Here is a 26989-nt window from a genome sequence, read left to right as displayed (position 1 = left end):
CGCAACACCGTAAGATAATAGAGCTTTTGCCTTGAACAACGCCCCGATTGAGCATGCAAAACTAAGCTGGAACGAACAGGGTACACCTGTATCCCGAACCTTCGGCGACGTCTATTTTTCCAATGAAAATGGCCTGGAAGAAACGCGTTACGTCTTCCTGGGCGGCAACCGGCTGCCCGAGCGTTTTGCACAGCATTCCCGGGCGCTGTTTATCGCGGCGGAAACCGGTTTTGGCACCGGCCTGAATTTTTTGACGCTCTGGCAGACCTTCGACCGGTTCCGCGCCGAACAGCCGCAGGCCAGCCTGCAACGCCTGCACTTTATCAGCTGTGAAAAGTATCCGCTCAGCAAGGAAGATCTGGCCAGCGCGCAGCAGCGCTGGCCAGAACTCGCCGACTACGCCGTCGCGCTGCGCGAGCAGTGGCCCGCCGCCCTGCCCGGCTGCCATCGCCTGCTGCTGGACAATGGGCGTGTCACCCTCGACCTGTGGTTCGGCGATATCAACCAGCTGATCCATACCTTTGACGACAGCCTTAACCAGCAGGTTGACGCGTGGTTTCTGGATGGGTTTGCCCCGTCTAAGAATCCCGATATGTGGACGCCAGAACTGTTTGCCTGTATGGCAAAAACGGCACGTCAGGGCGGCACGCTGGCGACGTTTACCTGCGCAGGATTTGTCCGTCGTGGTCTACAGGAAGCGGGATTTACCGTCAGCAAGCGCAAAGGTTTTGGCCCTAAACGCCACATGCTTTGCGGAGTGCTTGAGCAGGCAATCGCTACACCCGCCGCCGCGCCATGGTATTGCCGTCCGCCAGCGCAAGGTGAGGATATTGCATTAATCGGTGGCGGTATCGCCAGCGCGCTGCTGGCGCTCGCCCTTCTGCGGCGCGGTAAAAAAGTGACGCTTTACAGCGCAGACGCCGAGTCGGCTCAGGGCGCATCCGGCAATCGTCAGGGCGCGCTTTATCCGCTATTGAACCATCACGATCCGGCGCTGGGCCGCTTTTTCCCTGCCGCTTTTACCTTTGCCCGCCGCGTCTATGACAGCTTGCCGGTCAGTTTCGATCGTGACTGGTGCGGCGTTATGCAGCTTGGCTGGGATGAAAAAAGCGCGGAAAAAATCGCTAAAATGCTGACGATGAACCTGCCGGACGAGATTGCTTATGCCGTAGAGGTTCAGGAAGCGGAAGCACTGTGCGGCGTAGAAACCGGCTGCGCAGGGATAACTTATCCGGCTGGCGGCTGGCTCTCTCCCGCGCAGCTAACACCCGCATTATTTGCGCTGGCGCAGCGGCAAGGGCTGGTCGTTCACTGGCAGCATAAGCTAACGGAACTGACTGCCACAGAAGCGGGCTGGCAGCTGAATTTTGTTGAGAAACCGGCGCAAACTCACCGCAACGTGGTGCTGGCGACCGGCCATGCGCTGACGGACTTTGCGCAAAGTGAAAAGCTACCCGCGTACGCCGTTAGCGGCCAGGTCAGCCATATCCCCACGACGCCAGCGCTGAGCCAGCTTAAACAGGTGCTTTGCTATGACGGCTACCTGACGCCGGTTAATCCGCAAAACCAGCATCACTGCATTGGCGCCAGCTACCATCGTGCCGACAGCAATACGGCCTATCGCGAAGAAGATCAGCAGGAAAACCGCGAGCGGCTGATCCGCTGTCTGCCCGATGCCGACTGGCCGCGGGAAGTAGACGTCAGTGAAGGAAGCGCCCGTAGCGGCGTACGCTGTGCCACGCGCGACCATCTGCCGATGATTGGGCCGCTGCCGGACTACCAGCAGACGCTGGAGCAGTACGCAACCCTGTCGCAGAACAAAGCCAATGCAAAAGATGCGCCGCTCCACAACGGCCTTTTTGTGCTGGGGGCGCTAGGCTCCCGAGGATTATGCAGCGGCCCGCTGGCGGCAGAAGCGCTGGCGGCGCAGCTGTGTGGCGAACCCGTTCCGCTGGACAGGGAAACGCTGGCGGCCACGCACCCTAATCGCTACTGGGTAAGAAAGCTGTTGAAGGGTAAGGCGGTAAAAAAAACGGACTAACCGGCCGGTTGACGATAGCTGTCCGCCAGATATCTTCCCTGCCGCTTTTAGTATGTTGTAATTAAATTGCCGGTAATGAAAATGGGCGCACCCTGCGATGCGCCCATTCAAACCGCTAACAGCTTAGTCTACCCGCTTCAGCCTGTAGCCTGTAGCCTGTAGCCTGTAGCCTGTAGCCTGTAGCCTGTAGCCTGTAGCCTGTAGCCTGTAGCCCGTAGCCCGTAGCCCGTAGCCCGTAGCCCGCACTTAATCAGGAAGGATGGCGCGCCGTCATAAAAAGGTTGTCCCACATGCCCAGCACCAGCGCCTGATCGCGTGGCGAAAGCTCACCGGCGTGAATGGCCGTTTCCAGACTGTTTAATACCTGGATTTGCAGCGCTTCCGGCGTGTGCTCGCCTTTCTGTTCAATTTCCGCCACGGCCAGCGTCAGGTGCCCGCGCAAATAGCCGCTGGCAAAAAGTTCATCGTCGCTGGCGCTCTCTACCATGTTATCGATCAGGGCCAGAATGCGCGCTTCAAATTCGTCAATCATAAAATCCTCTTTTGCTGGTCAGAGATCGTCCGGCCAGGGAAACTGCGCTGCGGTCAGCGGCGGTGTTGAATAATAACGGCCCAGTTCAGCGATAAAACGGGCTGGCCGTGGCGGAATTCCCTTTTCCAGATGAGCCATGACCTGCGCGTGTACCTTGCGCTGGAACGCAATGCGATCCGGCTCGAAGTCGCCATTGAGATTGTCACAACTTACGTTGAAGGGAAAGCCCGCCGCCATACAAAACATCCATTCCAGCGCCTGCGGCCTGACCTCCACCGCTTCAAACTGGCCTTGCGTCATGGCGTCCCGTCCGTCCGGACAGTACCAGTAGCCAAAATCCACCAGCTTGCGCCGCTCTGCGCCAGCGATGCACCAGTGGGAAATTTCATGCAGCGCGCTGGCGTAATAGCCATGGGCGAAGACGATGCGGTGATAAGGCACTTCGCCATCGGCGGGCAGGTAGATCGGTTCATCGTCTCCCTTGACCAGGCGCGTCTGAAAATCGGCAAAAAAGCAGCGGTCGAAAATCTCAATTAGCTGCGTGTAATCGTGAGCACTCATTGTTTATCTTCTGCAAAAATATTACGCCGTACGGCGCGTCAGGTTCCCTAAAGAGCAGCCTTTATGCCGCTCAGCCCAGCAGATGGCGAAACCACGCGGCGATCTCCGCGCCGTGGCTGTCATACAGCAATTTTGCGCTCATCACGATGGAAACCGTAACCACCATCGGACGAATCAGCTTTTGTCCCCGGCTAAGCACCAGCCGCGCGCCCAGCCGTGCGCCGCAGATAGCGCCAATCAGCATAACCAGGCCCGTGCCCCACACCACTTTGCCGCCAAAAATAAAAAACAGCAGGCCGCCGAGGTTTGAGGTGAAGTTCAGTACCTTGGCATGCGCGGTTGATTTCGCCAGGTTAAAACCGCACAGCGTCACAAAGGCCAGCGCGTAAAATGAACCGGCCCCCGGGCCAAAAAAGCCGTCATAAAAACCGACGCAGCCGCCAGCGACCAGCGCAAACGGCAGGCCGTACAGGCGGCGATGCCTGTCCTCTTCGCCAATCTTTGGCATCAGCAGAAAGTAGAGGCCAATGGAGATGATCAGCAGCGGCAGGATCTGACGCAGCACGCCGGGCTGGATATGCTGGATAGCTATCGCCCCCGTAATCGAGCCGATAAAAGCCATCGCAATATTCAGCCGCTGCGCTTTTAAATCCACTGCTTTGCGGCGAATAAAATAGAGGCTGGCGGAGAACGAGCCCCCTACCGACTGTAGCTTATTCGTGGCCAGCACCTGCGCCGGAGAAAGCCCGGCAGCCAGCAGCGCGGGAACGGTCAACAGGCCGCCGCCCCCGGCGATGGAGTCGATAAACGCGGCCAGCACGGCAACGCAAAATAGCACCCCAAGCAGAAGCGGGCTAACAGCAAACCAGTGGTCCATTCTTGTCCCTAAAGCAGATGTTTATCCAGCAGCGCCTGGCAGGAAGGCGGCAGCGGCGGCGGCTCACGTTTAACCGGCGCGCCGGAAGGTTTCGGCGGCGCAAACCAGCTTTGCAGCTCTGCGCCGCAGCCGTCACCCGGCGGTGGCGCAGGCTGATCCTGACACTCCATGCTGTTAGCAGGACAGCGCAGGCGAACATGCATATGCGCGCGATGACCAAACCAGGGACGCACTTTACGTAACCAGTCGCGATCGCTACCGGCGTCGGCGCAAAGCTGCTTTTTAATCGCCGGATTGACGAAGATGCGCGTGACGTCATCATCTTTCGCCGCCAGCTTAATCAGGCTGTCGATTTCCGGCTGCCAGTGACGCGCCACCACGCTTTTACCGTCCGCGGCCACCAGATCCAGCGGCTGCGGCTTTAACAGCATTTGCGAGCTCCAGCGCGTTTTTGGCAACTGCAGCCAGATATCCACATCCAGCCCGGTTTGATGGCTGGCGTGGCCGCTACTGAAGCGCCCGCCCGCCGCCATGCCCATATCGCCAATCAGTACTTCGCCCTGCTGTAAATTATGTACCTGAGTGCTGAGACGCTGGATAAAGAGGATGAGATCGGGATGGCCGTAAAAACGACGCTGATCCTGGCGCATCACCTGATAAGCGGCATCGTTAAGCGGCAGCTCATGTGCGCCAACAATACAGCCGTTGGCGAAAGAACCGATCGACTGTGGCGCGCCGCTAACCGGCTGCCGGATGGATTGCCAGGGCGTTGCGGCCAGCGAGGAAAAGCTGAGCAGCAGGCCGCAAAATGCGAACAGCGTCTTTTTCATAGCGTTACCAGCGAGGAATAGCCGTATTGACGTCCGCGTTCTGACCGCGATGACGCAGTAAATGATCCATTAAAACGATCGCCATCATCGCTTCCGCGATCGGCACTGCGCGGATCCCCACGCAAGGATCGTGACGGCCTTTGGTGATCATTTCCGTCTCTTCGCCCGTACGGGTAATGGTTTTGCCCGGCACGGTGATGCTGGAGGTTGGCTTCATCGCCAGCGTGGCCAGAATCGGCTGGCCGCTGCTGATGCCGCCCAGAATGCCGCCCGCGTGGTTGCTCTGAAAACCATCCGCGCGAATTTCATCACGGTGTTCACTGCCGCGCTGGTTGACGACGGCAAAGCCATCGCCAATTTCCACGCCTTTCACCGCATTGATGCTCATTAACGCATGCGCCAGATCGGCGTCCAGGCGATCGAAAACCGGCTCGCCCAGGCCAACCGGCACGTTTTCCGCCATGACGGAAACCTTCGCGCCGATGGAGTCGCCCTCTTTTTTCAGCGCGCGCATCAGTTCGTCCAGCGCCTCAATTTTTGCGGGATCGGGACAGAAAAATGGGTTCTGCTCAACCTGATCCCAGTCTTTCAGTTCGCAGGCCACGTCGCCAATCTGCGCCAGATAGCCGCGAATTTTTACGCCGTGCTTCAACGCCAGATACTTCTTGGCGATGGCACCAGCGGCCACGCGCATGGCGGTTTCGCGCGCGGAAGAACGGCCGCCACCACGATAGTCGCGCAGGCCATATTTTTGCTCATAGGTGTAGTCAGCGTGGCCAGGGCGGAACACATCTTTGATGGCACCGTAATCCTGTGAACGCTGGTCGGTGTTTTCAATCAGCAAACCAATGCTGGTGCCGGTCGTTACGCCTTCAAATACGCCGGAAAGAATTTTTACCTGATCCGGTTCGCGGCGCTGGGTGGTGTAGCGCGACGTGCCCGGGCGGCGGCGATCCAGATCGTGCTGCAAATCAGCCTCCGTCAGCGGAATGCCCGGCGGCACGCCGTCAACGATGCAGCCTAACGCCAGCCCGTGCGATTCGCCAAAGGTGGTGACGCGAAACAGTTGTCCAATAGTATTACCAGCCATCAAAACTCCTGGTTAGTCTTTATAAATCGAAAAGTGGTGCTGCGCGTCGACGATCTGCTGACGAGTCAGCATAAATACGCCGTCGCCGCCGTTATCGAACTCCAGCCAGGTAAAAGGTACGTCAGGATACTGTTCCATCATGTGCACCATGCTGTTGCCTACTTCGCACACCAGCACGCCCTCTTCGCTCAGGTAGTCCGGCGCGCAGGCCAGAATGCGGCGCGCCAGCTTCAGGCCATCACGGCCAGCAGCCAGACCCAGCTCGGGCTCGTGGTGATATTCGTCAGGCAGGTCGCCCATATCCTCTTCATCAACGTAAGGCGGGTTGGTGACGATAAGATCGTAAGGCGTTGCCGGCAGCTCGCGGAACAGGTCGGCGCGGATTGGCGTCACGTTGTGCTCCATACCGTGCGCGGCAATGTTCTGTTCGGCAACGGCCAGCGCATCCGTAGAGATATCCACCGCGTCAACTTCCGCTTCCGGGAAGGCGTAAGCGCAGGCGATAGCGATGCAGCCGCTGCCGGTGCACATATCCAGAATATGTTTTGGCTCGTGCGGGATTAAACCGGCAAAGCGTTCGTTAATCAGTTCACCAACGGGCGAGCGCGGCACCAGCACGCGCTCGTCCACGTAAAATTCATGGCCGCAGAACCAGGCTTTATTGGTCATATAGGCAACGGGAAGGCGTTCGTTGATACGGCGGATCACACGCTCAACAATGCGATGGCGCTCGCTGGAGGTCAGACGCGCGTTGCGCATATCTTCCGGAATATCCAGCGGCAGGTACAGCGTCGGCAGCACCAGCTGAACGGCTTCGTCCCAGGGGTTATCGGTGCCGTGACCGTACCAGATGTCGGCGGCCGCAAAACGGCTGACCGACCAGCGAAGCATATCCTGGATGGTGTGCAGCTCACTGACTGCCTCATCAACGAAAATTTTGTCCAAAGTGCCCTCCACAGGCCAAACTCAACTCGGCAGCTAGTTTGCCATGAAGCTGACGAGAATCCAGCGCGCAGGCATGAAAAAGCTGACATTTGTTTATTTGCAGGGAACAGACCGGGTAAACTGGCATAAATATTGTTAAAAATTCCGGCCGTTTCGCGCCGCCTGAGGATCAGATGAGTAAAAAACAGCCCCTGAGCGCCGAAGATGAAGCGCTGTTTCGCGGATTGATGAGCGGCACGCGCCAGCTGAATCAGGACACTATCGTCCATAAGCCGATCAGAAAAAAGCTGTCGCAGGTGCCGCAAAAACGCCTGCTGTCAGAGCAGATGGACAACAGCCACTATTTTTCCGATGAGTTTCAGCCGCTGCTGGCAGAGGATGGCCCGGTACGCTACGTCAGAAGCGACGTCAGCCACTACGAGCTGAAAAAACTCAGACGAGGCGACTATACGCCGGAAATTTTTCTGGATTTGCACGGCCTGACGCAAAAGCAGGCGAAAGAGGAGCTGGGCGCGCTGATCGCGGCCTGTCGGCGCGAGCATATTTTTTGCGCCAGCGTGATGCACGGTCACGGCAAGCACATTTTAAAGCAGCAGACGCCGCTGTGGCTGGCACAGCATCCCGTGGTGATGGCTTTCCATCAGGCACCAAAGCTATTCGGCGGCGATGCCGCGCTGCTGGTGCTGATTGAGGTAGAAGAGTGGCAGCCGCCTGAGCTGCCATAGACGAGGCCGGAAAAACCGGCCCGGGCGCACTACATGGCTTTCGCGAGACGTGAAGGACTGATCTGCCACTGTAGCTTGCCGCAGCCGCTTTCACTGTCCAGCGTAACGCTGGCAATGGCGGAGGTGGCAAACATCGGCGGCGCTTCCTGCGGACAGAGTTCCGACACCAGATACCCCACCAGAGGCAGATGGGAGATCACCAGCACGGATTTCACCCCTTCCTTCGCCAGCGCCTGCAAATAACAGGCAACCAGGCCAGGATCGCCACCCGGCGTTAGCTCCGGCAACACTTCCTGCTCCGCAGGCAGGATCAGCGCTTCTCGCACCGTGGTCAGCGTCTGTTCAGCCCGCAAATAAGGACTGACCAATACCCTTTCGATATCTACCGTCTGGCCATTCAGCCAGCCAGCCATCTGGCGTGACTCATCGCAGCCGCAATGGGTCAAAGGTCGTACCGCATCACTGGCTGCATCCAGTGCCGCATCGCCGTGACGCATAATGAAAACTTGCATATTGCACCGCTGTTATTAACGATAAACGCCGGAAAAACGAGCTTCTCCGACTCTTCACTCTGTGAATGAACGCTGTGTTGTACCTTAATGCCGGAAGACAAGTCAACCGATTGTTTACTAAATAACCGACCGTTGACCGGACATTAAATAGCCGTTTTACTTACTGCCAATCTAACCCGTTGAATCAGGATGGTTATCCACTTTAGCTACCGATTTGTAAAAGGTTTCTCCTGTTTCCGCCATTTTTTGTAAGCGTTCGCAGGGTAAAAAACGCGGGCCGCAGACGTGGGCCAGCTGCTCTAGCTGCGCCACCATTTTCCCTGCGCCCAGTGCATCCATATAGCGGAACGGGCCGCCCAAAAACGGGGGAAAGCCTATGCCAAATACCGCGCCAATATCGCCGTCGCGCGCGCAACGAATAACTCCTTCATCGAAAGTTCTCGCCGCTTCGTTCAGCAGCATCATCACACAGCGCTGAGCGATAATTTCTGCGCTTCGCTGCGCTTTTGGGTGAACGTTCAGGAGTTTATAGATCGTAGCATCTGGCTGCTTTTTACCCCCTGATTTTTTGCGGTAAAGGTAAAAGCCCCGTTCGTTTTTACGTCCTTTACGGTTGTCGTTCAGGATAGCATCCAGCGCGGCGGGCGCTTTAAAGCGTTCGCCCCAGGCTTGTTCCAGCACGGGAATAATATGCGCGCCCGTATCGATGCCAACCTCATCCAGCAGCTGCACCGGCCCAACCGGAAAGCCAAAGCCAACCAGCGCGCCGTCGATATTCTCTATCGGCTCGCCTTCCAGCAGGCAGCGTAGCGCTTCGTTAATGTAAGGTGTCAGAATACGGTTAACGTAGAATCCGGCGCGGTCGGCCACCACAATCGGCGTTTTATCCTGTTTTTTTGCCAGCTCAACCGTCGTGGCGATAGTTTGCGCGCTGGTTTTTGCATGAGGAATGACTTCCACCAGCGGCATTTTATCGACCGGGCTGAAAAAATGCAGGCCGATAATATTTTCTGGCCGACAGGCATGCGCTGCGATATCGCTAATCGGCAGAGAAGAGGTGTTGGAAGCGAAAATCGTCTCGGGAAGGCAGTTGGCTTCAACTTCTGCCACCATCTTTTGCTTGAGGAAAAGATCTTCAAATACCGCCTCAATGACAACGTCGCGCCGGCGGAAGCCCTGATAGTCCAGGCTGCCGCTAATCAGGGCCATTTTACGCTGCCGTTCCGCTGTGGTGATATGACGGCGCACGACCTTCCTGTTAAGGAGATCCCAGCTGTATTTCATCGCATGGTTAATCCCCTCCGGCCTGATATCTTTAATACGCACCGGCAATCCGGCGCGGCTGGCGGTCACGTAAGCGATACCGCCGCCCATCAACCCGCCTCCCAGTACGCCTACAGAGCTTAGCCGACGCGGTTCGGCTTCTGCGCCGCGATCTTTCTTCATTTCGGTGGTAGCAAAAAAGATGCCGCGCAGCGCCACGGATTCCGGCGACATCGCCAGTTCGCCAAAGGCTTTCGCCTCTGCGGCATAGCCCGCGCTGCGTCCCTGCTGCAAACCGATATGTATTACCGAAAGGATCTTACGGACAGCGGGATAGTTGCCGTGGGTTTTTGCCTCTGCCCGTCTGGTCGCCAGCTTAAATAACAGCGATCTTCCGGCGCGCCCGTTAAGCAGACGTTCACCCAGCGGCAGCGTTTTACGCGGTCGCCGGCCTTTCAGCACCATTTTCACTGCCGTTTCCAGCAAAATGGTTTCCGGCACGGCCGCTTCCACCAGACCAAGCTTTACGGCCTGCTTTGCACGTAGCGTTTTGCCGGTCAGGATCATATCCAGCGCGCGTGAAGCACCAATCAGACGAGGCAGCCGCTGCGTGCCGCCTGAGCCTGGCAATAGCCCCAGCTGCACTTCCGGCAGGCCGAGGCGGGTTTTGTCGTCCAGCGAGCAGATGCGCTGATGGCAGGCCAGCGCCAGCTCCAGTCCGCCGCCCAGGCAGGCTCCATGTATGGCGGCGATAACGGGAATCGGCAACGCGGCAATCTCCGCCATCACTTTCTGTCCCTGGCGCGCCAGCGCTGCCGCCTCTTCGGCCGAGCGGCAGGCGGCAATCATCGTAATATCCGCACCGGCGATAAAAGAGTCCGGCTTGCCGGAAATCAACACCAGCCCAAGCAGTTGTGTATGACTACGGGCCTCGACGAGAATTTTGCGGATCTCTTCGACAAATTCCGCCTTCAGCGTATTCACTTTTTCGCCCGGCACGTCCAGGGTAATAACGCCTACGTTGTCTGGCCGCAGGCTGAAGGTAAATGCCGTCACTCTTCCACCTCCAGAACCATAGCCGCGCCTAATCCCCCCGCCGCGCAGGCGGTGACCAGCCCCAGACCGCCGCCGCGACGGCGCAGTTCATGGAGCGTTTGAGTAATCATGCGGGCACCGGTAGCAGCAAAAGGATGGCCATAAGCGATAGAACCGCCCAGCACGTTAAATTTCTCGTCATCTACTTCGCCCAGCGCGCGTGGCCGGTTCAGCACCTCGCGGGCAAACTTCTCATCGGCAAACATTTTCAGGTTTGCCAGCGTCTGGGCTGCAAAAGCTTCATGCATATCGATAAGCGTCAAATCCTGTAAGGTAATGCCCGCACGATCGAGCGCCAGCGGCGATGCCCATGCCGGGCCAAGCAGCATGTCCTGCCAGACATCAATAGCGGTAAAAGCGTAGCTGCGCAGATAGCCAAGCGGCACGATGCCCAGCTCTTTGGCTCTGGCTTCGGTCATCAGGATAACGGCAGCCGCACCATCGGTCAGCGGCGTACTGTTGGCGGCGGTGACGGTACCGTGTTGGCGGTCAAAAGCGGGACGCAGCCTGCTGTAATCTTTCAGGCTGGAATGCAGGCGAACGTTGTTATCCTGCTGGAGCGGATTACGCCACGGCGGCGCATAAGCGGTCATCACTTCCCGCGTCAGTTTGCCCTCCTCCCAGGCTTTAGCGGCACGCAGATGCGAACGGTGCGCCAGCGCATCCTGCTGCTCGCGGGTAATATGATGGCTTTTTGCCATCTGCTCCGCCGTATCGCCCATTCGTAAGCCGGTTGAATACTCCGCCACGGCAGGCGGCACGGGCAGCAGGTCGCGCGGGCGAAGCTGGCTAAATAATCTGAGCTTTTGCGGCCACTTTTTAGCTTTATTAAGATCCACCAGCACGCGGCTCAAATTTTTACTGACGCCAATGGGCAGAATGGAGCAGGAGTCGGCACCGCCAGCGATGCCGGCCTGAATCGTGCCCGCCAGCAGGCTTTCGGCGACGTTGGCGACGGCCTGAAAGCTGGTGGCGCAGGCGCGGCTGACGCTATAGGCGTCGGTGTGCACGCTTAAAGCGCTGCCCAGCACGATTTCGCGCGCGATATTCGGCGCTTCTGGTGTTTGCACAACCTGACCAAACACCAGCTGTTCTATGACTTCAGGCGGTATCTCGCTGCGTATCAGCAGTTCATTGACCACCATCCGGCCGAGTTCGACGGCGGGAAGAGTTTGCAACGCCGTAGCCTGACGAGCGAAAGGCGTGCGTAAACCATGCGTTATCGCTATGCGTTGGCCCTGACGCGCTGGCAAAGGGAGCGCTTTCATTGATCACCTGTAAAAATCGGCGGCATCACTGCCAAAAGAGGTCAGACCTGCTTATTGTTAACCATATTTTTACATTTTGCCTAAAAAGAGGCGGGAAAAGTGCGAGGGGAACCACGGTTTGGGGAACAATGAGCGGGCCTTAACCCACTCATTGCACAGCAGCAGGCTAGCGCAAACCCAGCTGAAAGATCATCGTTTCTGCCTGACAGCTAAAGGTAAAATCAGCGTCAAGCCGCACCCCTTCCGGCAATGTTTCAAAGCGCGCGCTGATGTCGCACGGCTCTGATTCGACCTGGCGGGCTTTGTCGCTCAGCTGCTGTAAACCGGCTTCCGCCTGCTGGCGATTTTCATATACCCGGCTCCAGGAAGCCGTACAGTCGGTGTTATCCATAATGGTGCCAACATCAACACAGCAGCAGGCCGCGGTTTCGCTGGCGCTACATTTATTTATGGCGTGGGTCATAAGATTCTCCGGTTGGCTTCAGCGTTATGCGCTGGCTTAAAATCAGACGGCTTATTTTACCGCTGCCTTTTTTCCCTGTCTGGCAATTGAGTGAATAAGCGCGCTTAACTAACGAAAATCGGCGTTAAATTTGATCTAAAACAGGCTAGACTCACTGCGCGCTGCCGTTACCGTCAGGTTTTTGTTAAGCAGATCGCTTTTTGTAGATCAATTCAGAAATATTTATTAAACAATATTGCAACATCAGTGCGGGACGGACCTATACTGGGGCCACTGGTCTGATTAGTTAGCCGTCTTTCAGCCCTTTGTGAGCCGTTGCCAAGGTAACGGCCTTAATAAAAATCAGATAAAGAGGTTGTGGTCATGAACCATAAAAACCTGTTTGCGAAGTCTTCCCTCGCAGTCGCAGTGGCCATTGTTTCTTCTCACGCTTTCGCAGCCGGCTTTCAACTTAATGAATTTTCCGCCGCTGGCCTGGGCCGTGCCTATTCCGGCGAAGGCGCGATGGGCGATACCGCCGCATCAGCCAGCCGCAATCCGGCTACCATGGCATTGATGGATCGCCCTATGTTTTCCGTCGGTGCCGTGTTTATCGATCCCGGCGTGAATATTGACGGCACCAGCAGCACGGGCCAGAGCCTGAATGCCAATAACATCGCGCCGACCCAGTGGGTGCCTAATATTCATTATGTACAGCCGCTTAACGACCAGTGGTGGCTTGGCGCTTCTGCTACCTCCAATTATGGGCTGGCGACGGAATTTAGTGATGACTACACTGCCGGGCCCTATGCCGGTAAAACAGATTTGCAGACCGTTAATTTTAACTTAAGTACGGCATATCGGCTTAACCAGAACTTTAGCTTTGGCCTGGGTTTTGACGCCGTCTACGCGCGCGCGAAAATTGAGCGCTATGCAGGCGAAGCGGGCAGCGCGCTGGGCTTTCCTGCCGACACGCAAATTGCCCATCTGAAAGGCGATGAGTGGGGCTACGGCTGGAACGCCGGCATTTTGTATGAAGTGGATAAGAATAACCGCTTCGGCTTTACCTATCGTTCAGAAGTGAAAGTTGATTTTGACGGCGATTATAAGAGCAGTATTCCGGGCTATATCAACCCGCTGAATCAGGCGCTTAACCTGGGATTACCGTACGGCACCGGCGGTTCAACTATTCCGGGCGCGCTGACGCTGGATCTGCCTGAAATGTGGGAAATCTCCGGCTATCATAAAGTCGCGCCGCAGTGGGCCGTGCACTACAGCATGACCTATACCAGCTGGAGCCAGTTCCAACAGCTGAAAGCGACCGGCAGCAGCGGCCAGACGCTGTTTTACAAAGACGAAAGCTATAAAGATGCTTACCGTATCGCGCTGGGCACCTCTTATTTCTATGACGATAACTGGACCTTCCGCGCCGGTATCGCCTTTGATGACAGCCCGGTTCCGGCCGATAAACGCTCGATTTCCATCCCTGACCAGGACCGCCTGTGGCTAAGCACCGGTGCCTCTTACGCCTTTAATCAGGACGCCTCGGTGGATGTTGGCCTCTCTTATATGCATGGTCAGCACGTGACTATTGAAGAAGGCCCTTATACTTTCCATTCAACCGGCAAAGCCTGGCTTTACGGCGCGAACTTTAACTATAAGTTCTGACGGTAAGCTATTCTAAGACCATAAAAAAACACCGCCGGGGCGGTGTTTTTTATTAACGGCTTAATTCGCGTCGATGTCGTCAAGATCGCCCTGAATCGCGGCGGCGTTCGGGTTTTCCTGGGGAAGCAGCTTGCCATCGCTGGCAAGGAAATCATGCCGCTGGAAGTAGGCCGCACGCACAAAGGCGTAAGGATCTTTCGAGTTTTTCAGGATAGCGTCGGAATCCAGCAGCTGGGCGCGGGTTTCCACGCCTTCCAGCGCCCACTTACCGGCGGTCATCCACCAGGTTAGCCAGCTGAGCGGTGCGTAGAGATCGTCCACCATGCCGCCAACGTCTTCACGCGGCGTAAAGCTGCCGTAGCCCGGAAGCGTGACGTAAGTACCATAACCCACGCCATAGTTACCCAGCGTGCTGCCGAAACGACGCGGCTCCTCTTTTGCCAGCGCCGGATTAGCCATGCCGGCCACGTCGATAAAGCCGCCCATCCCCAGAATGGTGTTCAGGAAAAAGCGGTTAAAGTGGATCATCGCTTTATAAGGCTTCCCTTCAATGAAGTAGTTCACCATGGTGGACGGTTCGCTAAGGTTCCCCAGAAAATTGCTTAGTCCGCTACGCGCGGGCATCGGCACATAATCACGCCAGGCAACGGCAACAGGGCGAACGACATAAGGATCCAGCACGTTGTAATTAAAATTAAACATTGAACGGTTGAAGCCTTCCAGCGGATCGGACCTTCCCTGAGGTTCGTCCGCCGTCTGCGAACTGGCGCAGCCGAAAAGCAGTACGCTGGCCAGCGCAACGCCCATCACGCGGTAGTTCATCTCTTTCTCCCTGTTAAATAAAAGCCGGCTACGGCTGCTGTTGGTTAATCTCAACGGCCAGCTGCGCCTTACCATCGAAAGGCGCGACCGCGCTGACGCCGAACCAGTCGCCGCTCTGCGGGTTGGCGCTGCCGTCACGCGAAATGCGGGCGCGCACCTGAACCTGATGCTGCGCCGAAAGCAAACGTTGCGGCATCATAGCGTTGCTGTCGTCAAGCGTCAGCGAGAGCGGAAAATGGCTCAGCGGCACTCGTTTTACCGCTACCGGTACTTTTGAAACGCCGTCAGTGACGGAAATATAGAGCATACCACCTGTAGGCAGCGCTTTTTCTGCCCCGGCGGCCAGGCTAATAGCCAGCGTCAGATGACTGCTTTGCCCGCCCGATTCGGTTTTAGCCTGCTCGATGCTGCGCTGGATCATCGTTACGCGCGGATCGTCGGCTGGTAACAATTGTAACATCTTTTGCCAGGTCGTTATGGCTTCTGCATAGCGCTGCTGGCTAAAAGCATTAAATGCCAACAGGCTGAGGATGCGCAGGTTGCTGCCGTCGGCCTTCACCATATCGTTAAGCATCGCCGTTGCCTGGCGATTATCCTGCGGATCCTGCGAACGGGTTAGCGCATCGGCATAGCTTAGCTTCACCTCAGGATTTTCTGGCGCCAGCTGCATAGCGCGGCGGAAAGATTGTGTTGCGGTAGAGGCATTGTTCAATACCATGCCGATACGTCCCAGCATCAGCCAGTCATTAACGTTACGCGGATCGTCCTGCAGCGATGAACGAATGCCCAGGCCAAGCCGCGACAGCTGCTCTATCGTGAGCGGTTTGGCGTTGGGATCCATCAGCTGCGCACGCAGTTCAGGAAGCTCGTTTTTGACCTGCTGCCATGCCAGAACCTGCGAAAAGCCGCCGGTTTTGAAATAGAAGCCCAGGCTAACCAGCACCAGAATCAGCACGCCGGGCAGCAATACCCAGCGGCTGACGGCGCGCTCACGCAGCTGCTCCTCGCGAGGAATATCCAGCAGCAGCGTTTGCTGTAGCTCGCGGATCATTTCCGGGCGCTCGGCAACGACGCCCTGCTCTTCGTCTTCCGCCAGCTCCTGCAAACGCTGATGGTAAAAGTTTTTATTCAGCGTATCGCGGTCTGTGGTCAGCGAAGTGCGTTTACCGCTTCCGGCGATTAGCAGCAGCGCGCTGGTTGCCACCAGCAAAGCCAGAACGGTGAGCCAGAATACACTCATGGTTGCTTCCTGTTATTTAACAGCGCATCAAGCCGCGCCTGTTCTTCTGCATCCAGCTCTGCGCTGGTGCGTTTTCTGCTGCGTAAGACGATCACCAGCGTGCCGATGACGACAAACAGTATCGGGCCAGCCCACAGGATCAGCGTTGACCCCATCACCGGCGGTTCATAGGTTACAAAATTGCCGTAGCGCGCCACCATCCAGGCTTTTACCTGTTCTGGCGTCTGGCCGCTTTGCAGCAGTTCATAAACTTTCAGCCGCATATCTGCGGCGATCATCGCATTGGAATCGGCAATACTGTTGTTCTGGCATTTTGGGCAACGCAGCGACTCCGTCAGGTGACGGTATTGCTGTTCCTGAGCGACCGAAGAAAATTTATAGGTATCAATATTGTCTGCCAGTACGCTGAAAGAAAAGAGCAGTGCAATCAGTAGTAAAATCCGTTTCATGTTCCCGCATCCTTGCTGTATTTATCCCACAATGGCTTCACTTCGCTGTTCCATACCCGGTCATTCATATCTCCGGCGTGGCGATAGCGAATAATCCCTTTGCCATCAATTAAAAAAGTTTCAGGCGCGCCATAGACGCCCAGATCCAGCCCCAGCATACCGTCGCCGTCGTAGAGACTCAACGCGTAAGGATTGCCCAGCGAATTCAGCCAGCCGATCGCTTTGGCGCGATCGTCCTTATAGTTAAGCCCCACCACGCGGATCCCCTGTTCCGCCAGCGTATTAAGATACTGGTGCTCGGCATGACAGGTTGGGCACCAGGTAGCCCAAACGTTTAACAAAATCGGCTTGCCGTCGCGCAATACCGACTGGTCATACATTTTTCCCGGATGGTCCAGCGATTCCAGTTTAAACACCGGCACGGGCTTGCCAACCAGCGCCGACTCCAGCCTGCTCGGATCGTCGCCGTTGGCGTTGCGCGTTAACTGCCACATCAGCGCGGCGGCCAGCAGCAGGAAAAGCACCAGCGGAATATAAAGCGTCTTTTTCATGTCGCCTCCTTTTGCGCTTTTTTGCGCGAGCGATAGCGCGGATCGAGCAGGCAAAAGATGCCGCCAACCGCCATAAACACGCCGCCGAACCAGATCCAGCGAACAAAAGGTTTGTAATAGATGCGCACGGCCCAGGAGTTATCGCCCAGCTCTTCGCCCAGCGCGGCGTAAAGATCGCGCGTGAAGCCGCCATCAATCGCTGCTTCGGTCATCATGGTGTGCGCCACGCTGTAATAGCGTTTCTCCGCGTGTAGCGTCGCTTCGTGCTTGCCGTTGCGCGTGACGTCGATAATGCCAACGCCGCCGCTATAGTTGGCGCCCTGCAAATTGTGCACATCGCGGAAGGTGAAGTGATAGTTGTGAATATCAACCGTATCGCCCGCACGCATACGCACGTCGCGCTCCACGCTATAGTTCTGGCTAAAAGCGATGCCGATAACGGTAACGGCGACGCCAAGATGTCCCAGCACCATTCCCCAGTGGCTGCGTGACAGATGGCGCAGGCCGACAAAGAAGCGATGGCGATGCGTCGCGCGCTCGTGCAGCTCCATCAGCGTCAGGAAAATGACCCACAGGGACATCAGCAGCCCTACCACCGTCATTGCTTCAATGCGGTCCTGCATCAGCCACGGCAGCACGATGGAAAGCACCAGCGTGCCGACCAGCGCGACCCCCAGCCGCTTCCACAATTTTTGCGGTTCATCACGACGCCAGCGCACCAGCGGCCCGATGCCCAGCATCAGCGCCATAGGCGCCATCAGCCAGGTAAATAGCGTGTTGAAGAACGGCTCGCCAATCGAAATGCTGCCCAGGTCCAGCTGCTTGTGCACCAGCGGCAGAAGCGTGCCCAACAGCACTACCAGCATCGCGGCAATCAGCAGGATATTGTTGCCTAACAGAAAAGATTCGCGCGACCAGAGTTCGTTCTGTACGCGGCTGCGCACTTTGCTGCCCTTGATAGCGTACAGCAGCAGCGAACTGCCGATAACGATAACCAGGAAAGCCAGGATAAACATGCCGCGAGCGGGATCGGAAGCAAAAGAGTGAACGGAAATCAGCACGCCCGAACGCACTAAAAACGTGCCTAACAGGCTGAGTGAAAAAGCCGTGATAGCCAGCAGCACCGTCCAGGCTTTAAAAGTACCGCGTTTTTCGGTAACCGCCAGCGAGTGGATCAGCGCCGTTCCCGCCAGCCACGGCATAAACGAGGCGTTTTCGACCGGATCCCAGAACCACCAGCCGCCCCAGCCAAGCTCGTAGTAAGCCCAGGCCGAACCCAGCACGATGCCAATCGTCAGAAAGACCCAGGCTGCCGTCGTCCACGGACGCGACCAGCGCGCCCAGGCCGTATCAAGCCGTCCGGTCATCAGCGAGGCGATAGCAAAGGCAAAAGCGACCGAAAACCCTACGTAGCCCATATAAAGCAGCGGCGGATGGAAGATCAGGCCAATATCCTGCAGCATGGGGTTCAGGTCGCTGCCGTCGATCGGAAAGTCTGGCAGCGTACGGGTAAAGGGGTTGGAGGTCAGGGTAATAAACAGCAGAAAACCGAGGTTAATCATCCCCATGACCGACAGCACGCGGGCAACGGAATCCAGCGGCATACCGCGGCTGAACAGCGCCACCGCCAGCGTCCAGGTGCTGAGCAGCAGCAGCCAGAGCAGCAGCGAGCCTTCATGCGCGCCCCAGGTCGCGGCGATCCGGTAGTAAACCGGCAGCAGCGTATTGGAGTTAGTGGCAACATAGGCGACACTAAAATCATTCACGACAAAGGCATGTACCAGCACGACAAAAGCGGCCAGGATGCAGGCAAACAGCGCATAGCTTAAGGGACGAGCCAGCCCCATCAGGCGACTATCCTGACGGGAAGCGCCCCACAGCGGATAAACACTGAGCAGCAGCGCCAGCGCTACCCCAAGACAGAGCAGAAAACTGCCAATTTCCGGCATCATGGCTGGTTTACCTGCGCTATTTTATGATTTTTTTTCATCGCGTCCTCAATTTCCGGCGGCGTATATTTTTCGTCATGCTTTGCCAGTACTTCTTTTGCTTCAATCAGGTTGCCTTCCTGCAGCACGCCCTGCGCCACCACGCCCTGCCCTTCGCGAAACAGATCCGGCAGGATGCCCAGATAGCTAACGCTTACTACGCCATTAGCGTCATAGAGCTTGAAGGAAACCTGTAACGTGTTGGGGTCGCGCTTCACGCTGCCGGGCATCACCATACCGCCGACGCGCAGGCGCTGGCCAGGCGTTGGCTTTTGCAAGTCTTCGCCTTTACCGTGCAGAATTTCACTCGGCGTATAGAAAAGATCGATATTGGAACGTAGCGCGTACATCACCAGCGAAGTCGCCAGACCAAGGCCAACCAGAATCGCTATCACTACCATCAAACGGTTTTTACGGCGGGCGTTCACTGCGGTGCTCCTTGCTGTTTCACTTTTGCTGCTTTAATACGGCGCTCACGCGACTGGCGCTGACGGATATCGGCCAGCAGACGCTGGCGCGTCACCAGGGTATGAAGAACCAGCACGCCCAGCGCAATCAGGGTACAGGCCACGGCCAGCCAGACGTAAAAGGCGTAGCCGCCCATGGCCCAAAAAGCTTGCCAGGAAGAGAAAGCCGTCATTTGCGCGCTCCTTTAGTTGCCACTTCAAGCGCCCAAGGACGATGACGTTCGCTGAGCAGCAGCAGGTTGCGCAGGCGCATCAGCGTTAAAGAGATAAACAGCAGCCAGAAGCCCCCTATCGCCCAGCGTAGCGGCGTGCGCATGGAAGGCGCAATAGCCTGCTGGAGCATGCCGGAAGATCCCTGGTGGAGCGTGTTCCACCACTGCACGGAATAGTGAATAATCGGCAGGTTAACCACGCCGACCAGAATGAGAATACCGGCAGCGCGGCCGGCCATGCGGCGGTCATCAAAGGCATTATAAAGCGCGATGACGCCCATATAGAGAAACAGTAACACCAGTTCAGAAGTCAGACGCGCATCCCAGATCCACCAGGTTCCCCACATCGGTTTTCCCCAGGCAGACCCCGTGACCAGCGCAATAAAAGTGAACGTTGCGCCGACGGGCGCCATCGCTGCCGCGGCTAAATCGGCGGTTTTCCACTGCCAGACCAGGCCCGTAAAGGCGGCAATCGCCATCGCGGCATAAATGCCCATCGACCACATTGCGGCGGGAACGTGAATATAGATAATGCGGTAACTGTCGCCCTGCTGATAATCGGCGGGCGCAAAGCCAAAACCCCAAATCCATCCTGTCGAGAGCGTCACCACTGCCGCAAGTGCAAACCAGGGCAGCAAACGTCCACATATTCGGTAAAGCCTGTCCGGCTTACCCAGCTGGTGTAACCATTTCCACATTATTAATTGCTCATAGATAAAAACGCTTGTTAACAAAGTGCTGGCGTAAACCATTCGCCAAAGCATGAAAATGTTAGTCGTGCTGCCGCTTCGCGCGCATTTTATGCTGGCCGCGAGGCTGGATTAATCAGCAGTCTGCGAAACGTTGGGCCTGTCTTTTTTTGTTAGTGTACGCTCACTCTCAACGCAGCTGCGGTGGCAAAAGGTGCCAGCGTCGCACTGGCCACCAGCATTGCGCCTAAGATAGCCAGCTGTCCGTTTATCGGTAACCCCATGCCGGCAGCGTCAATGGCCGCCGTAGCGAAAATCAGCACCGGCACCGCCAGAGGCAGTACCAGTAAACTCAATAATACCCCGCCGCGACGCAAACCAACCGTCAACCCGACACCGATTGCGCCCAGCAAACTTAGCGTTGGCGTGCCTAACAGCAAAGAGAGCGCCATTGCACGCCAGCTGGCACAATTGAGCGATAACAGCAGCGCCGCCAGCGGAGAGAGCAGCAGCAGCGGCAAGCCGGTCACCAGCCAGTGAGCGGTTACTTTACCCAGCACCGTTATCGGCAGGGGCGTCGGCAGCAGCAGCAGCTGTTCGAGCGAGCCGTCGATAAAATCATCACGAAACAGCCTTTCAAGCGCCAGAAGCGAAGAGAGCAGCGCCGCAACCCAGACGATACCCGGCGCGATGCGCGCCAGCAGCTGAGGTTCAGGGCCGATACCAAGCGGAAACAGCGTAATCACAATCAGGAAAAACCATAGCGGATTAACAATTTCCGCGCCGCTGCGGAAAGCCACACGCAGCTCGCGTTTAACAATAAGCCAGAACACTACTCCGCCTCCGCTGCGGTCAGCCGGATTTTACGCACGCTACGAGCGGCATCCGGCAGCTCCTGGTGAGTGGTCAGAATGACCGCGCCACCGTTATCAGCATGACGGTTAAAAAGCGCCATCAGCTTTGCTACGCCCGATTTATCAATTGCGGTCAGCGGTTCGTCAAGGATCCACAGCGGAGCCTGGCTTAACCAGAGCCTGGCCAGGGCCACGCGGCGCTGCTGCCCTGCAGAAAGCTGCGCCACGGCAATCTCTTCGTATCCAACTAAATCAACCTCTTCCAGGGCCTGCCACAGAGCCTCTTCCGGCTCGGCTGCATGGAAAAACCGTAGATTTTCCCGAGCGGTTAAGACCGCTTTTACCCCGGGCTGATGCCCAAGATAGAGCAGCGCCTGATGCCAGCTTTCTCGCTGCTTACGGATGGGTTGCCGCTGCCACAGCACATCGCCCTGCTCTGCCCGGCTTAGCCCGGCCAGAATACGCAGCAAAGAGGTTTTCCCCGCTCCGTTTGCCCCTTCAATCTGGACAATATCGCCTTCTGATACGGTAAAACTGAGATCGCTAAACAGCATGCGCTCATCGCGTACGCAGGTCAGATTTTGGGCTTGTAGCATCAGGGAACATCACGCTTGTTAATAGTGCGTGAAATAGTACCACAGCTGATCGCTTCATCGCAGCCTGCTGCTGGTCACTGAGTGCTTAAGTTGCCGCTATTATGCCCTGTCTCGACGGCTTTCGGCTGAAAAACAGCGCTTCGTTAAAGCCTTGTTACGCTTATTCTGAAACGCAGTTACATTTTGGCAACGCTAAAACCCGCTACGCTTAGACGAGATATTTCAGGCCAGCAACGGGAGCAGTACGATGAAAGAAGATAATGTGGAAGTCGACAGCGAAGAAAATGAAGGAGAAGAGATAGAAGTTAACGAGGAGGCACTGCCGTCACGCGCGGCTGCGATCCATGAAGAGATTCGCCAGGATGGCGAAAAAGAGCTGGAGCGCGACAGTCTGGCGCTGCTGTTTTCGGCTATAGCCGCCGGACTGTCGATGGGCGCTTCGCTAATGGCGAAAGGCATTTTTCAGGCGCATCTGGCTGGCGTGCCTGGCGCCTATTTGTTTGAAAATCTGGGTTATACCTTTGGTTTCATTATTGTCATTATGGCTCGTCAGCAGCTGTTTACGGAAAATACCGTCACCGCCGTCCTGCCGGTGATGCACAAACCTACCGGCAGCAACTTCCTGCTGCTGCTACGCCTGTGGAGTGTGGTACTGCTTGGCAATCTGGCGGGTACGGCACTGGCCTCGCTGGCCTTTACCCATATGCCCATTTTTGACGAGGCAACCCGGCAAGCTTTTATGGCTATCAGCCATAAGGTTATGGAGCATACACCTGGTGAAATGTTCGCCAACGCGATAGTGTCCGGCTGGATTATTGCCACGATGGTCTGGATGTTTCCTTCTGCCGGCGCGGCAAAAATCTGGATCATCATTCTGATGACCTGGCTGGTGGCGTTGGGCGATCTGGCACATATCGTGGTGGGCTCGGTAGAGGTTCTTTATCTGGTCTTTAACGGCGCTATCAGCTGGCAGGAGTTTATCTGGCCCTTTGCCTTACCCACGTTGGCGGGCAATATCATTGGCGGCACTTTTATTTTTGCGGTGATTAGCCATACCCAAATCCGTAACGATATGAGCACACGTCAAAAAGCGCAGGCCAAGGCTGAGGCAAAAAAGCGACGTAAGAATGAAAAAGAAAAGGACGAAGGCTAAGCTGAACTGCCTGAGTTTTTCAGGCGGTTAGTACTGCGGTATCGGGCTCAGGATTGGCACATAACGGCAGCGGACTGGTTCGCTGCCGTTATTTATTTCAGCTGAAAATAAGTTCTGTTCGGGCTGAACAGCGCATAAGTCAATCAGGCACCTCGCCTTAGCTGAACAGTGCAAATGTGTGCACATAGAAAGTGCTGGCAAACGCAACATAGCCTAGCCAGACCAGCAGGATAATACCCAGTGACAGTTTCAGAGACATAGCGACCTCCCGAGTGAACCGAACAAAACAGCAACCTTCATTGAATTTTCTTTACATTAGTCCTGTCCTGAAGGGTGAATCTTGATCCAGCGCAACTATTGCGACTGTAGTGAAAACAATTTTTATCCGTTTTCTTAACCGTAACCGCTATAAATCGCCTTTACCAAAAAGAACAACCCTGCTAAAAAAAGCCTTAAAAGACCCTCATTAAATAAAAAACAAGAGCACCCTTTTAAATAAATAGTAATTTCCATTAAAGAGAATAAAATTAATATTGCTTCTTATAGTTAATTAAAATAAGCACCCATTTAAAATAACATATTTATGCTACAAAAAACCCACGCTAATCTTGTAGCAAGATCATTATCTGCTACCATAAATGCCGATAAATATGACCTGAAACTTTGTGAGCATTATGTTTATAATTTGTATTTTATTAGCATGGCTATTATTTGGCTTTATCTTTTTAAAAATTATTCACTGTGAGAAAGATATCGAAGAATACGAAGAGTGCCCATATGAGTAAACCTGCCATGACGTAACTCATTACTCTTAAAGCAATTAACAGAAGCGGATCAATCAAGGCTTCCCTCGTTAAAATAGTTTAATTTGTAAGCATAATGCTCGATATGCATTCAACTAAAGCGGTAAACTTGCCAGCCAGAACGCCTTTGCCGCGTAAAAACAATGATATACTTGAGGACAGGCTGCACTTGCGGTAGTATGTGCGCCAGCTTAAAAGTTCATGCCGATGTCTCCTTAGTTAAATGGATATAACGAGCCCCTCCTAAGGGCTAGTTGCAGGTTCGATTCCTGCAGGGGACACCATTCTACAGTTCGCTCCCATCCGTAGTAGTTCGCAAAAACCCATTCAAACCAATATCCCCGTAAACCATTAGTTCGCAATAGTCCGTTGACAGCCACGTACTTCGGCGGGTAAAAAACGGGTAAATAATTTTACCCGCCGGAATTTTACCCATGCTGACCATTAAGCAGATCGGCGCGGTCAGGTCCAAAGATAAACCCTATCGCCTGCTGAATAGCAATGGCCTGTACCTCTATGTTCCGGCATCCGGTAAAAAAGTCTGGCAGCTGCGGTACAAAATAGACGGTGAAGAGAAAGGGCTGACGGTGGGGAAGTATCCACTGTGTCATTACAGGAGGCCAGGGATAAAGCTTGGCTGGCGAGAAAGGATGTTTCAGTGGGAGTGGACCGGTTAAAGCGAAAAAGCTGGCGATTGCAGACAGCTCTTTCGGTGCCATTTATCAGGAATGGTATGAGCACAAAAAACAGGTCTGGTCGCTGGGATATGCTAATGAGCTGGCGCGGATGTTCCGGGATGATATTTTGTCAATGATTGGCCACCTGAGAATAAACGAAATCGAGCCAATGAAAATACTGGAAGTCATTCGCAGGTTTGAAGAACGCGGCGCACTGGAGAGGGCCAATAAGGCGAGACGCAGATGTGGAGAAGTTTTCGGGTATGCCATTGTAACCGGGCGGGCTAAATACAACCCGGCACCAGATCTGGCAGATGCAATGAAAGGATACAGAAAACAAAACTACCCTTTCCTGCCAGCGCTGCGTCTCCCGGCTTTTGTAGATAATGTAGTTATCCACGATGAGCATGATGTTTTTTACCCACCGGTACATGGCTTTAAGGTGTTTCAGCGAGGTGATGAACAGCACCGAACTTTTGCTGTTACCGCCAACGTAGCTGACCTTTCCCGTGCCGCTGTGTAACGCCCCAGCAAGACAGTATTTTTCATTCTGACCCGGCGTGACGACTCGCTTTTGCTGTCTGCGAAGTTGCTAGTCTGCGCTGATTTTTGGGTTGAGATGGATATCCACTTCATCCTCATAAAAGATCGGGTGTTCTGTGCTGCATTCGCCCGGTGCTTGTTGGATTGCGGCTATCTTTTCATCCTTATGGGGATCGCAAATACACAACGTTGGTGCGGCCCCGCACCAGACTAATCCGGCTAACGGCAGCCAGCTACGAACGGTTCCGGCATGCAACTGACATCTGGTTATCTCGTTGATTTTTATTGCCAGTAATTCTGTACTCCGGCGTGAACGCTGGTAGCCAAAATTGCCGGGAGCGTGTCTTATCAGCTCACGTAACAATGTGCAGATATGCTCAAACGGCCAACGCCGGGAGCGTCCTGCGGGCAAGAATTTCAGTCCTTCGACACCCGACAGTGTGAACCAGTTAATCCAGCGTCCAACGGATGAACGGGCGCAGCAGAGCGTTCTGGCAACATCTCGCCCCGATGAAGCATCAGCATCGCGGTGAGCCTGCGGGCATGATTTTTATCGCGTGTTTTATGGATAGCTTTTTGCATCAGGCGTCGTTCGATACGGGGTATTGGTACTATGATCGGCATCGCTCAATCCGGTTGGTGGTTTGTGATGTTTGGCGATTGATCAGATCGCACAATCCGGGCTAAGTTCCCTTCGGGTGATCTATTATTTGGCGCAGCTATTTAGTTATAAAGTAAAACCCCAGCCGTGAGGACTGGGGTTTCTATCAACAAGGTATTATTGCTGGACTAACGGAAGACAAAACATCAATAACATCATTACCTGTAACTATTAATTAATGATTTATAAGGTCGCCATCATGAATATTGGCGCTTTGCTCATTAACCATGATAAATAGTTAGATCTTTCTACTACGTAGACCCCTTCAACCATCTTACTTTCTAGCTCATCTTGCATCTTTAATAAATCACCTTCATCTGCGATGCGATGCGATGCGATGCGATGCGAAAAGAGTGTATCCATTCAAATACCACTCGGAATTTATTATTAATATTTTTATAACTTGATGATAAAGTTAACTAAAGTGTTCCAGAAGAATATTTAAAATCAATCAATTGCTTATTTTTAAAGCGAAATACGTCGTATTCAATATTCAGAATTTTTTCAATCATATGGCATCACTCATCATATCTAAATTGAATTCTATTCTTACCAGACTGTATTTATTACGTTGGTCTACCATCTGTACTTCTTTCTCTGACAACTATAGTTCGGCCATCAGGGAGTTTACCAACCCTGCCACCAGGAATATCTTTAATTTCAGTAGGTTTTAATAGATCAAATTCTTTATTAGCAGCCTCACTACCACCTGATCTTTCAAAAAACTTTGATCGACCTGTTGTTTCCCGACTTTTTGACGATGAAGACATCAGATCATCAACAGTTGTTTTCTGTTCACTATTACGAGCATTGTCTTCATCTTGCGGCTCCCAGCCACCCGGCGTCCCCGATCCTGCTCCACCCAGCTCAGCCTTCTCCGCATCAATCAGATTAGCACTGACATTCGGGCCACCGGACTGTTCTGTATCATCCGTCGAACAGGCCCGGCCAAAGGAGCACTGTGTTGCCTTATCCAGGGTATCAAACAGGTCATCCAGCGCAGACGCCATTTTATCGTTAGCGTCCTTGGTGACCTTATCTCCCGGACTAACCGGAACGCCGGGTACAGGCACCGGAACAGGGGCTGGTAGTGCCAGCGCATTATTCTCAACCGCATTCTTCCCGGCCTGTGCTCCGGCAACGGCGCTGCCCGTGCTGTCTCCCGCCAGGCCGCCAGCAGCCCAGCGTGCCCGTCTCCAGCCGGTTCCTGTCCGCCGTCGCCGTCGAGCCGATGACCGCCCCGCTGCGTGTACCCGCCCACGCTCACGTCAAAACCGCCTTTGCCCGCAAACTCCTCCACGCTCTGCCAGGTGCTGTGCATCTGGTCACGACTCAGGTTCACGTTCATCGAGCCGGTCATTGAGCCGAAGGTGAAGCTGCCTTCCGCCCCTGTAGAGGTTTAGACACTCAAAAAAGTGTGTGATTTTGTGATATC

Annotated in this window: 26 protein-coding genes, 1 tRNA gene and 3 pseudogenes; 6 read left to right on the top strand and 24 right to left on the bottom strand. The window is 55.0% G+C overall.

The annotated features are described in order from the left end of the window. The first annotated feature begins 31 nt into the window (after nucleotides 1-31). Nucleotides 32-2041 carry a bifunctional tRNA (5-methylaminomethyl-2-thiouridine)(34)-methyltransferase MnmD/FAD-dependent 5-carboxymethylaminomethyl-2-thiouridine(34) oxidoreductase MnmC gene (gene mnmC, locus ACMGGR_RS05560; protein ID WP_414148349.1) on the top strand — a complete coding sequence of 670 codons (2010 nt, stop codon included), beginning with the start codon at nucleotides 32-34 and terminating at the stop codon, nucleotides 2039-2041. A 250-nt stretch (nucleotides 2042-2291) separates the two neighbouring features. Here mnmC and ACMGGR_RS05555 read toward each other — a convergent pair whose 3' ends face one another. The 6 genes from ACMGGR_RS05555 to prmB all read right to left on the bottom strand — a co-directional run bounded on the left by ACMGGR_RS05555 (nucleotide 2292) and on the right by prmB (nucleotide 6876). Further along, complete coding sequence (locus ACMGGR_RS05555) at nucleotides 2292-2573, bottom strand: YfcL family protein (RefSeq protein ID WP_246758016.1); 282 nt, start codon at nucleotides 2571-2573, stop codon at nucleotides 2292-2294. A gap of 18 nt (nucleotides 2574-2591) precedes the next feature. Continuing rightward, a complete protein-coding gene (locus tag ACMGGR_RS05550; protein ID WP_414148348.1) occupies nucleotides 2592-3134 on the bottom strand; it encodes an elongation factor P hydroxylase in 543 nt (180 codons plus the stop codon). Nucleotides 3135-3204: 70 nt separating this feature from the next. Continuing rightward, the gene (locus tag ACMGGR_RS05545) at nucleotides 3205-4011 is read right to left on the bottom strand and encodes a sulfite exporter TauE/SafE family protein (RefSeq protein ID WP_246758018.1); all 807 of its coding nucleotides are present in this window, start codon (nucleotides 4009-4011) and stop codon (nucleotides 3205-3207) included. A gap of 8 nt (nucleotides 4012-4019) precedes the next feature. Continuing rightward, on the bottom strand, nucleotides 4020-4841 hold the full coding sequence (gene mepA, locus ACMGGR_RS05540; protein WP_414148347.1) for a penicillin-insensitive murein endopeptidase: 822 nt from the start codon (nucleotides 4839-4841) through the stop codon (nucleotides 4020-4022). 4 nt (nucleotides 4842-4845) lie between these two features. Beyond that, a complete protein-coding gene (aroC, locus tag ACMGGR_RS05535) occupies nucleotides 4846-5931 on the bottom strand; it encodes a chorismate synthase (RefSeq protein ID WP_246758020.1) in 1086 nt (361 codons plus the stop codon). A gap of 12 nt (nucleotides 5932-5943) precedes the next feature. Continuing rightward, nucleotides 5944-6876: a 50S ribosomal protein L3 N(5)-glutamine methyltransferase gene (gene prmB, locus ACMGGR_RS05530; RefSeq protein ID WP_246758021.1), complete on the bottom strand. Its 933-nt coding sequence runs from the start codon at nucleotides 6874-6876 to the stop codon at nucleotides 5944-5946. A 173-nt stretch (nucleotides 6877-7049) separates the two neighbouring features. Between prmB and smrB the strand changes: the two genes are divergently transcribed. Further along, nucleotides 7050-7601 carry an endonuclease SmrB gene (gene smrB / locus ACMGGR_RS05525; protein ID WP_246758022.1) on the top strand — a complete coding sequence of 184 codons (552 nt, stop codon included), beginning with the start codon at nucleotides 7050-7052 and terminating at the stop codon, nucleotides 7599-7601. 29 nt (nucleotides 7602-7630) lie between these two features. Here the strand turns inward: smrB and sixA are convergent, their stop codons facing one another. The 4 genes from sixA to ACMGGR_RS05505 form a co-directional block, all read right to left on the bottom strand. Then, nucleotides 7631-8113 carry a phosphohistidine phosphatase SixA gene (gene sixA / locus ACMGGR_RS05520; RefSeq protein WP_246758023.1) on the bottom strand — a complete coding sequence of 161 codons (483 nt, stop codon included), beginning with the start codon at nucleotides 8111-8113 and terminating at the stop codon, nucleotides 7631-7633. A gap of 171 nt (nucleotides 8114-8284) precedes the next feature. Beyond that, the gene (gene fadJ / locus ACMGGR_RS05515) at nucleotides 8285-10432 is read right to left on the bottom strand and encodes a fatty acid oxidation complex subunit alpha FadJ (RefSeq protein ID WP_414148346.1); all 2148 of its coding nucleotides are present in this window, start codon (nucleotides 10430-10432) and stop codon (nucleotides 8285-8287) included. Next, a complete protein-coding gene (fadI, locus tag ACMGGR_RS05510; protein ID WP_414148345.1) occupies nucleotides 10429-11739 on the bottom strand; it encodes an acetyl-CoA C-acyltransferase FadI in 1311 nt (436 codons plus the stop codon). Before fadI ends, fadJ begins: the two co-directional genes overlap by 4 nt. A 166-nt stretch (nucleotides 11740-11905) precedes the next feature. Then, nucleotides 11906-12202 carry a YfcZ/YiiS family protein gene (locus ACMGGR_RS05505; RefSeq protein WP_246758026.1) on the bottom strand — a complete coding sequence of 99 codons (297 nt, stop codon included), beginning with the start codon at nucleotides 12200-12202 and terminating at the stop codon, nucleotides 11906-11908. 363 nt (nucleotides 12203-12565) lie between these two features. Between ACMGGR_RS05505 and fadL the strand changes: the two genes are divergently transcribed. Next, the gene (fadL, locus tag ACMGGR_RS05500; RefSeq protein ID WP_246758027.1) at nucleotides 12566-13849 is read left to right on the top strand and encodes a long-chain fatty acid transporter FadL; all 1284 of its coding nucleotides are present in this window, start codon (nucleotides 12566-12568) and stop codon (nucleotides 13847-13849) included. Between the two features lie 60 nt (nucleotides 13850-13909). Here fadL and mlaA read toward each other — a convergent pair whose 3' ends face one another. From mlaA to ccmA, 10 genes are all read right to left on the bottom strand, one after another. Continuing rightward, nucleotides 13910-14671, bottom strand: a complete 762-nt coding sequence (gene mlaA / locus ACMGGR_RS05495; RefSeq protein WP_246758028.1) for a phospholipid-binding lipoprotein MlaA — start codon at nucleotides 14669-14671, stop codon at nucleotides 13910-13912. A 28-nt stretch (nucleotides 14672-14699) separates the two neighbouring features. Continuing rightward, nucleotides 14700-15911, bottom strand: coding sequence for a c-type cytochrome biogenesis protein CcmI (gene ccmI / locus ACMGGR_RS05490; protein WP_414148344.1), 1212 nt, complete (start codon nucleotides 15909-15911; stop codon nucleotides 14700-14702). Next, nucleotides 15908-16360: a cytochrome c-type biogenesis protein CcmH gene (locus tag ACMGGR_RS05485; RefSeq protein ID WP_246758030.1), complete on the bottom strand. Its 453-nt coding sequence runs from the start codon at nucleotides 16358-16360 to the stop codon at nucleotides 15908-15910. The genes ccmI and ACMGGR_RS05485 overlap by 4 nt, the downstream gene beginning before the upstream one ends. Then, nucleotides 16357-16911 (bottom strand): DsbE family thiol:disulfide interchange protein, encoded by a 555-nt coding sequence (locus ACMGGR_RS05480; protein WP_246758031.1) that lies wholly within the window; start codon nucleotides 16909-16911, stop codon nucleotides 16357-16359. Before ACMGGR_RS05480 ends, ACMGGR_RS05485 begins: the two co-directional genes overlap by 4 nt. Next, nucleotides 16908-18863, bottom strand: a complete 1956-nt coding sequence (locus tag ACMGGR_RS05475) for a heme lyase CcmF/NrfE family subunit (RefSeq protein WP_414148343.1) — start codon at nucleotides 18861-18863, stop codon at nucleotides 16908-16910. Before ACMGGR_RS05475 ends, ACMGGR_RS05480 begins: the two co-directional genes overlap by 4 nt. Then, entirely contained in the window at nucleotides 18860-19327 is a 468-nt protein-coding gene (gene ccmE / locus ACMGGR_RS05470; RefSeq protein ID WP_246758033.1) for a cytochrome c maturation protein CcmE, read from the bottom strand. Before ccmE ends, ACMGGR_RS05475 begins: the two co-directional genes overlap by 4 nt. Then, nucleotides 19324-19539: a heme exporter protein CcmD gene (ccmD, locus tag ACMGGR_RS05465; protein ID WP_246758034.1), complete on the bottom strand. Its 216-nt coding sequence runs from the start codon at nucleotides 19537-19539 to the stop codon at nucleotides 19324-19326. Before ccmD ends, ccmE begins: the two co-directional genes overlap by 4 nt. Beyond that, nucleotides 19536-20276: a heme ABC transporter permease gene (locus ACMGGR_RS05460; protein WP_246758035.1), complete on the bottom strand. Its 741-nt coding sequence runs from the start codon at nucleotides 20274-20276 to the stop codon at nucleotides 19536-19538. The genes ccmD and ACMGGR_RS05460 overlap by 4 nt, the downstream gene beginning before the upstream one ends. Nucleotides 20277-20440: 164 nt before the next feature. Continuing rightward, complete coding sequence (ccmB, locus tag ACMGGR_RS05455; RefSeq protein WP_414148342.1) at nucleotides 20441-21100, bottom strand: heme exporter protein CcmB; 660 nt, start codon at nucleotides 21098-21100, stop codon at nucleotides 20441-20443. Beyond that, nucleotides 21100-21717 (bottom strand): cytochrome c biogenesis heme-transporting ATPase CcmA, encoded by a 618-nt coding sequence (gene ccmA / locus ACMGGR_RS05450; protein ID WP_246758037.1) that lies wholly within the window; start codon nucleotides 21715-21717, stop codon nucleotides 21100-21102. Before ccmA ends, ccmB begins: the two co-directional genes overlap by 1 nt. 247 nt (nucleotides 21718-21964) lie before the next feature. Between ccmA and ACMGGR_RS05445 the strand changes: the two genes are divergently transcribed. From ACMGGR_RS05445 to ACMGGR_RS05435, 3 genes and pseudogenes are all read left to right on the top strand, one after another. After that, complete coding sequence (locus ACMGGR_RS05445; protein ID WP_246758038.1) at nucleotides 21965-22870, top strand: formate/nitrite transporter family protein; 906 nt, start codon at nucleotides 21965-21967, stop codon at nucleotides 22868-22870. 1012 nt (nucleotides 22871-23882) lie between these two features. After that, nucleotides 23883-23957: transfer RNA gene (locus tag ACMGGR_RS05440), tRNA-Arg, on the top strand. Nucleotides 23958-24107: 150 nt separating this feature from the next. Continuing rightward, nucleotides 24108-24729, top strand: a pseudogene (locus ACMGGR_RS05435) (tyrosine-type recombinase/integrase); the annotation flags it as partial. On the opposite strand, the pseudogene ACMGGR_RS05430 reads toward ACMGGR_RS05435, so the two are convergent. The 4 genes and pseudogenes from ACMGGR_RS05430 to ACMGGR_RS05415 form a co-directional block, all read right to left on the bottom strand. Next, nucleotides 24652-25517 (bottom strand): annotated as a pseudogene (locus ACMGGR_RS05430) (IS630 family transposase); the annotation flags it as partial. The pseudogenes ACMGGR_RS05435 and ACMGGR_RS05430 overlap by 78 nt on opposite strands. Before the next feature lie 220 nt (nucleotides 25518-25737). Next, nucleotides 25738-25917: a hypothetical protein gene (locus tag ACMGGR_RS05425; protein ID WP_414148341.1), complete on the bottom strand. Its 180-nt coding sequence runs from the start codon at nucleotides 25915-25917 to the stop codon at nucleotides 25738-25740. Between the two features lie 203 nt (nucleotides 25918-26120). Further along, nucleotides 26121-26564, bottom strand: coding sequence for a hypothetical protein (locus ACMGGR_RS05420; protein WP_414148340.1), 444 nt, complete (start codon nucleotides 26562-26564; stop codon nucleotides 26121-26123). Between the two features lie 169 nt (nucleotides 26565-26733). Beyond that, nucleotides 26734-26950 (bottom strand): annotated as a pseudogene (locus ACMGGR_RS05415) (hemagglutination protein); the annotation flags it as partial. Nucleotides 26951-26989 lie beyond the last annotated feature (39 nt).

Source organism: Erwinia sp. BNK-24-b (assembly GCF_047456155.1).
In the GTDB taxonomy this organism is placed as follows: Bacteria; Pseudomonadota; Gammaproteobacteria; order Enterobacterales; family Enterobacteriaceae; genus Erwinia; species Erwinia phyllosphaerae.
The sequence above is the reverse complement of the archived record's forward strand: the minus strand, read 5'-3'. Positions and strand labels throughout refer to the sequence as shown.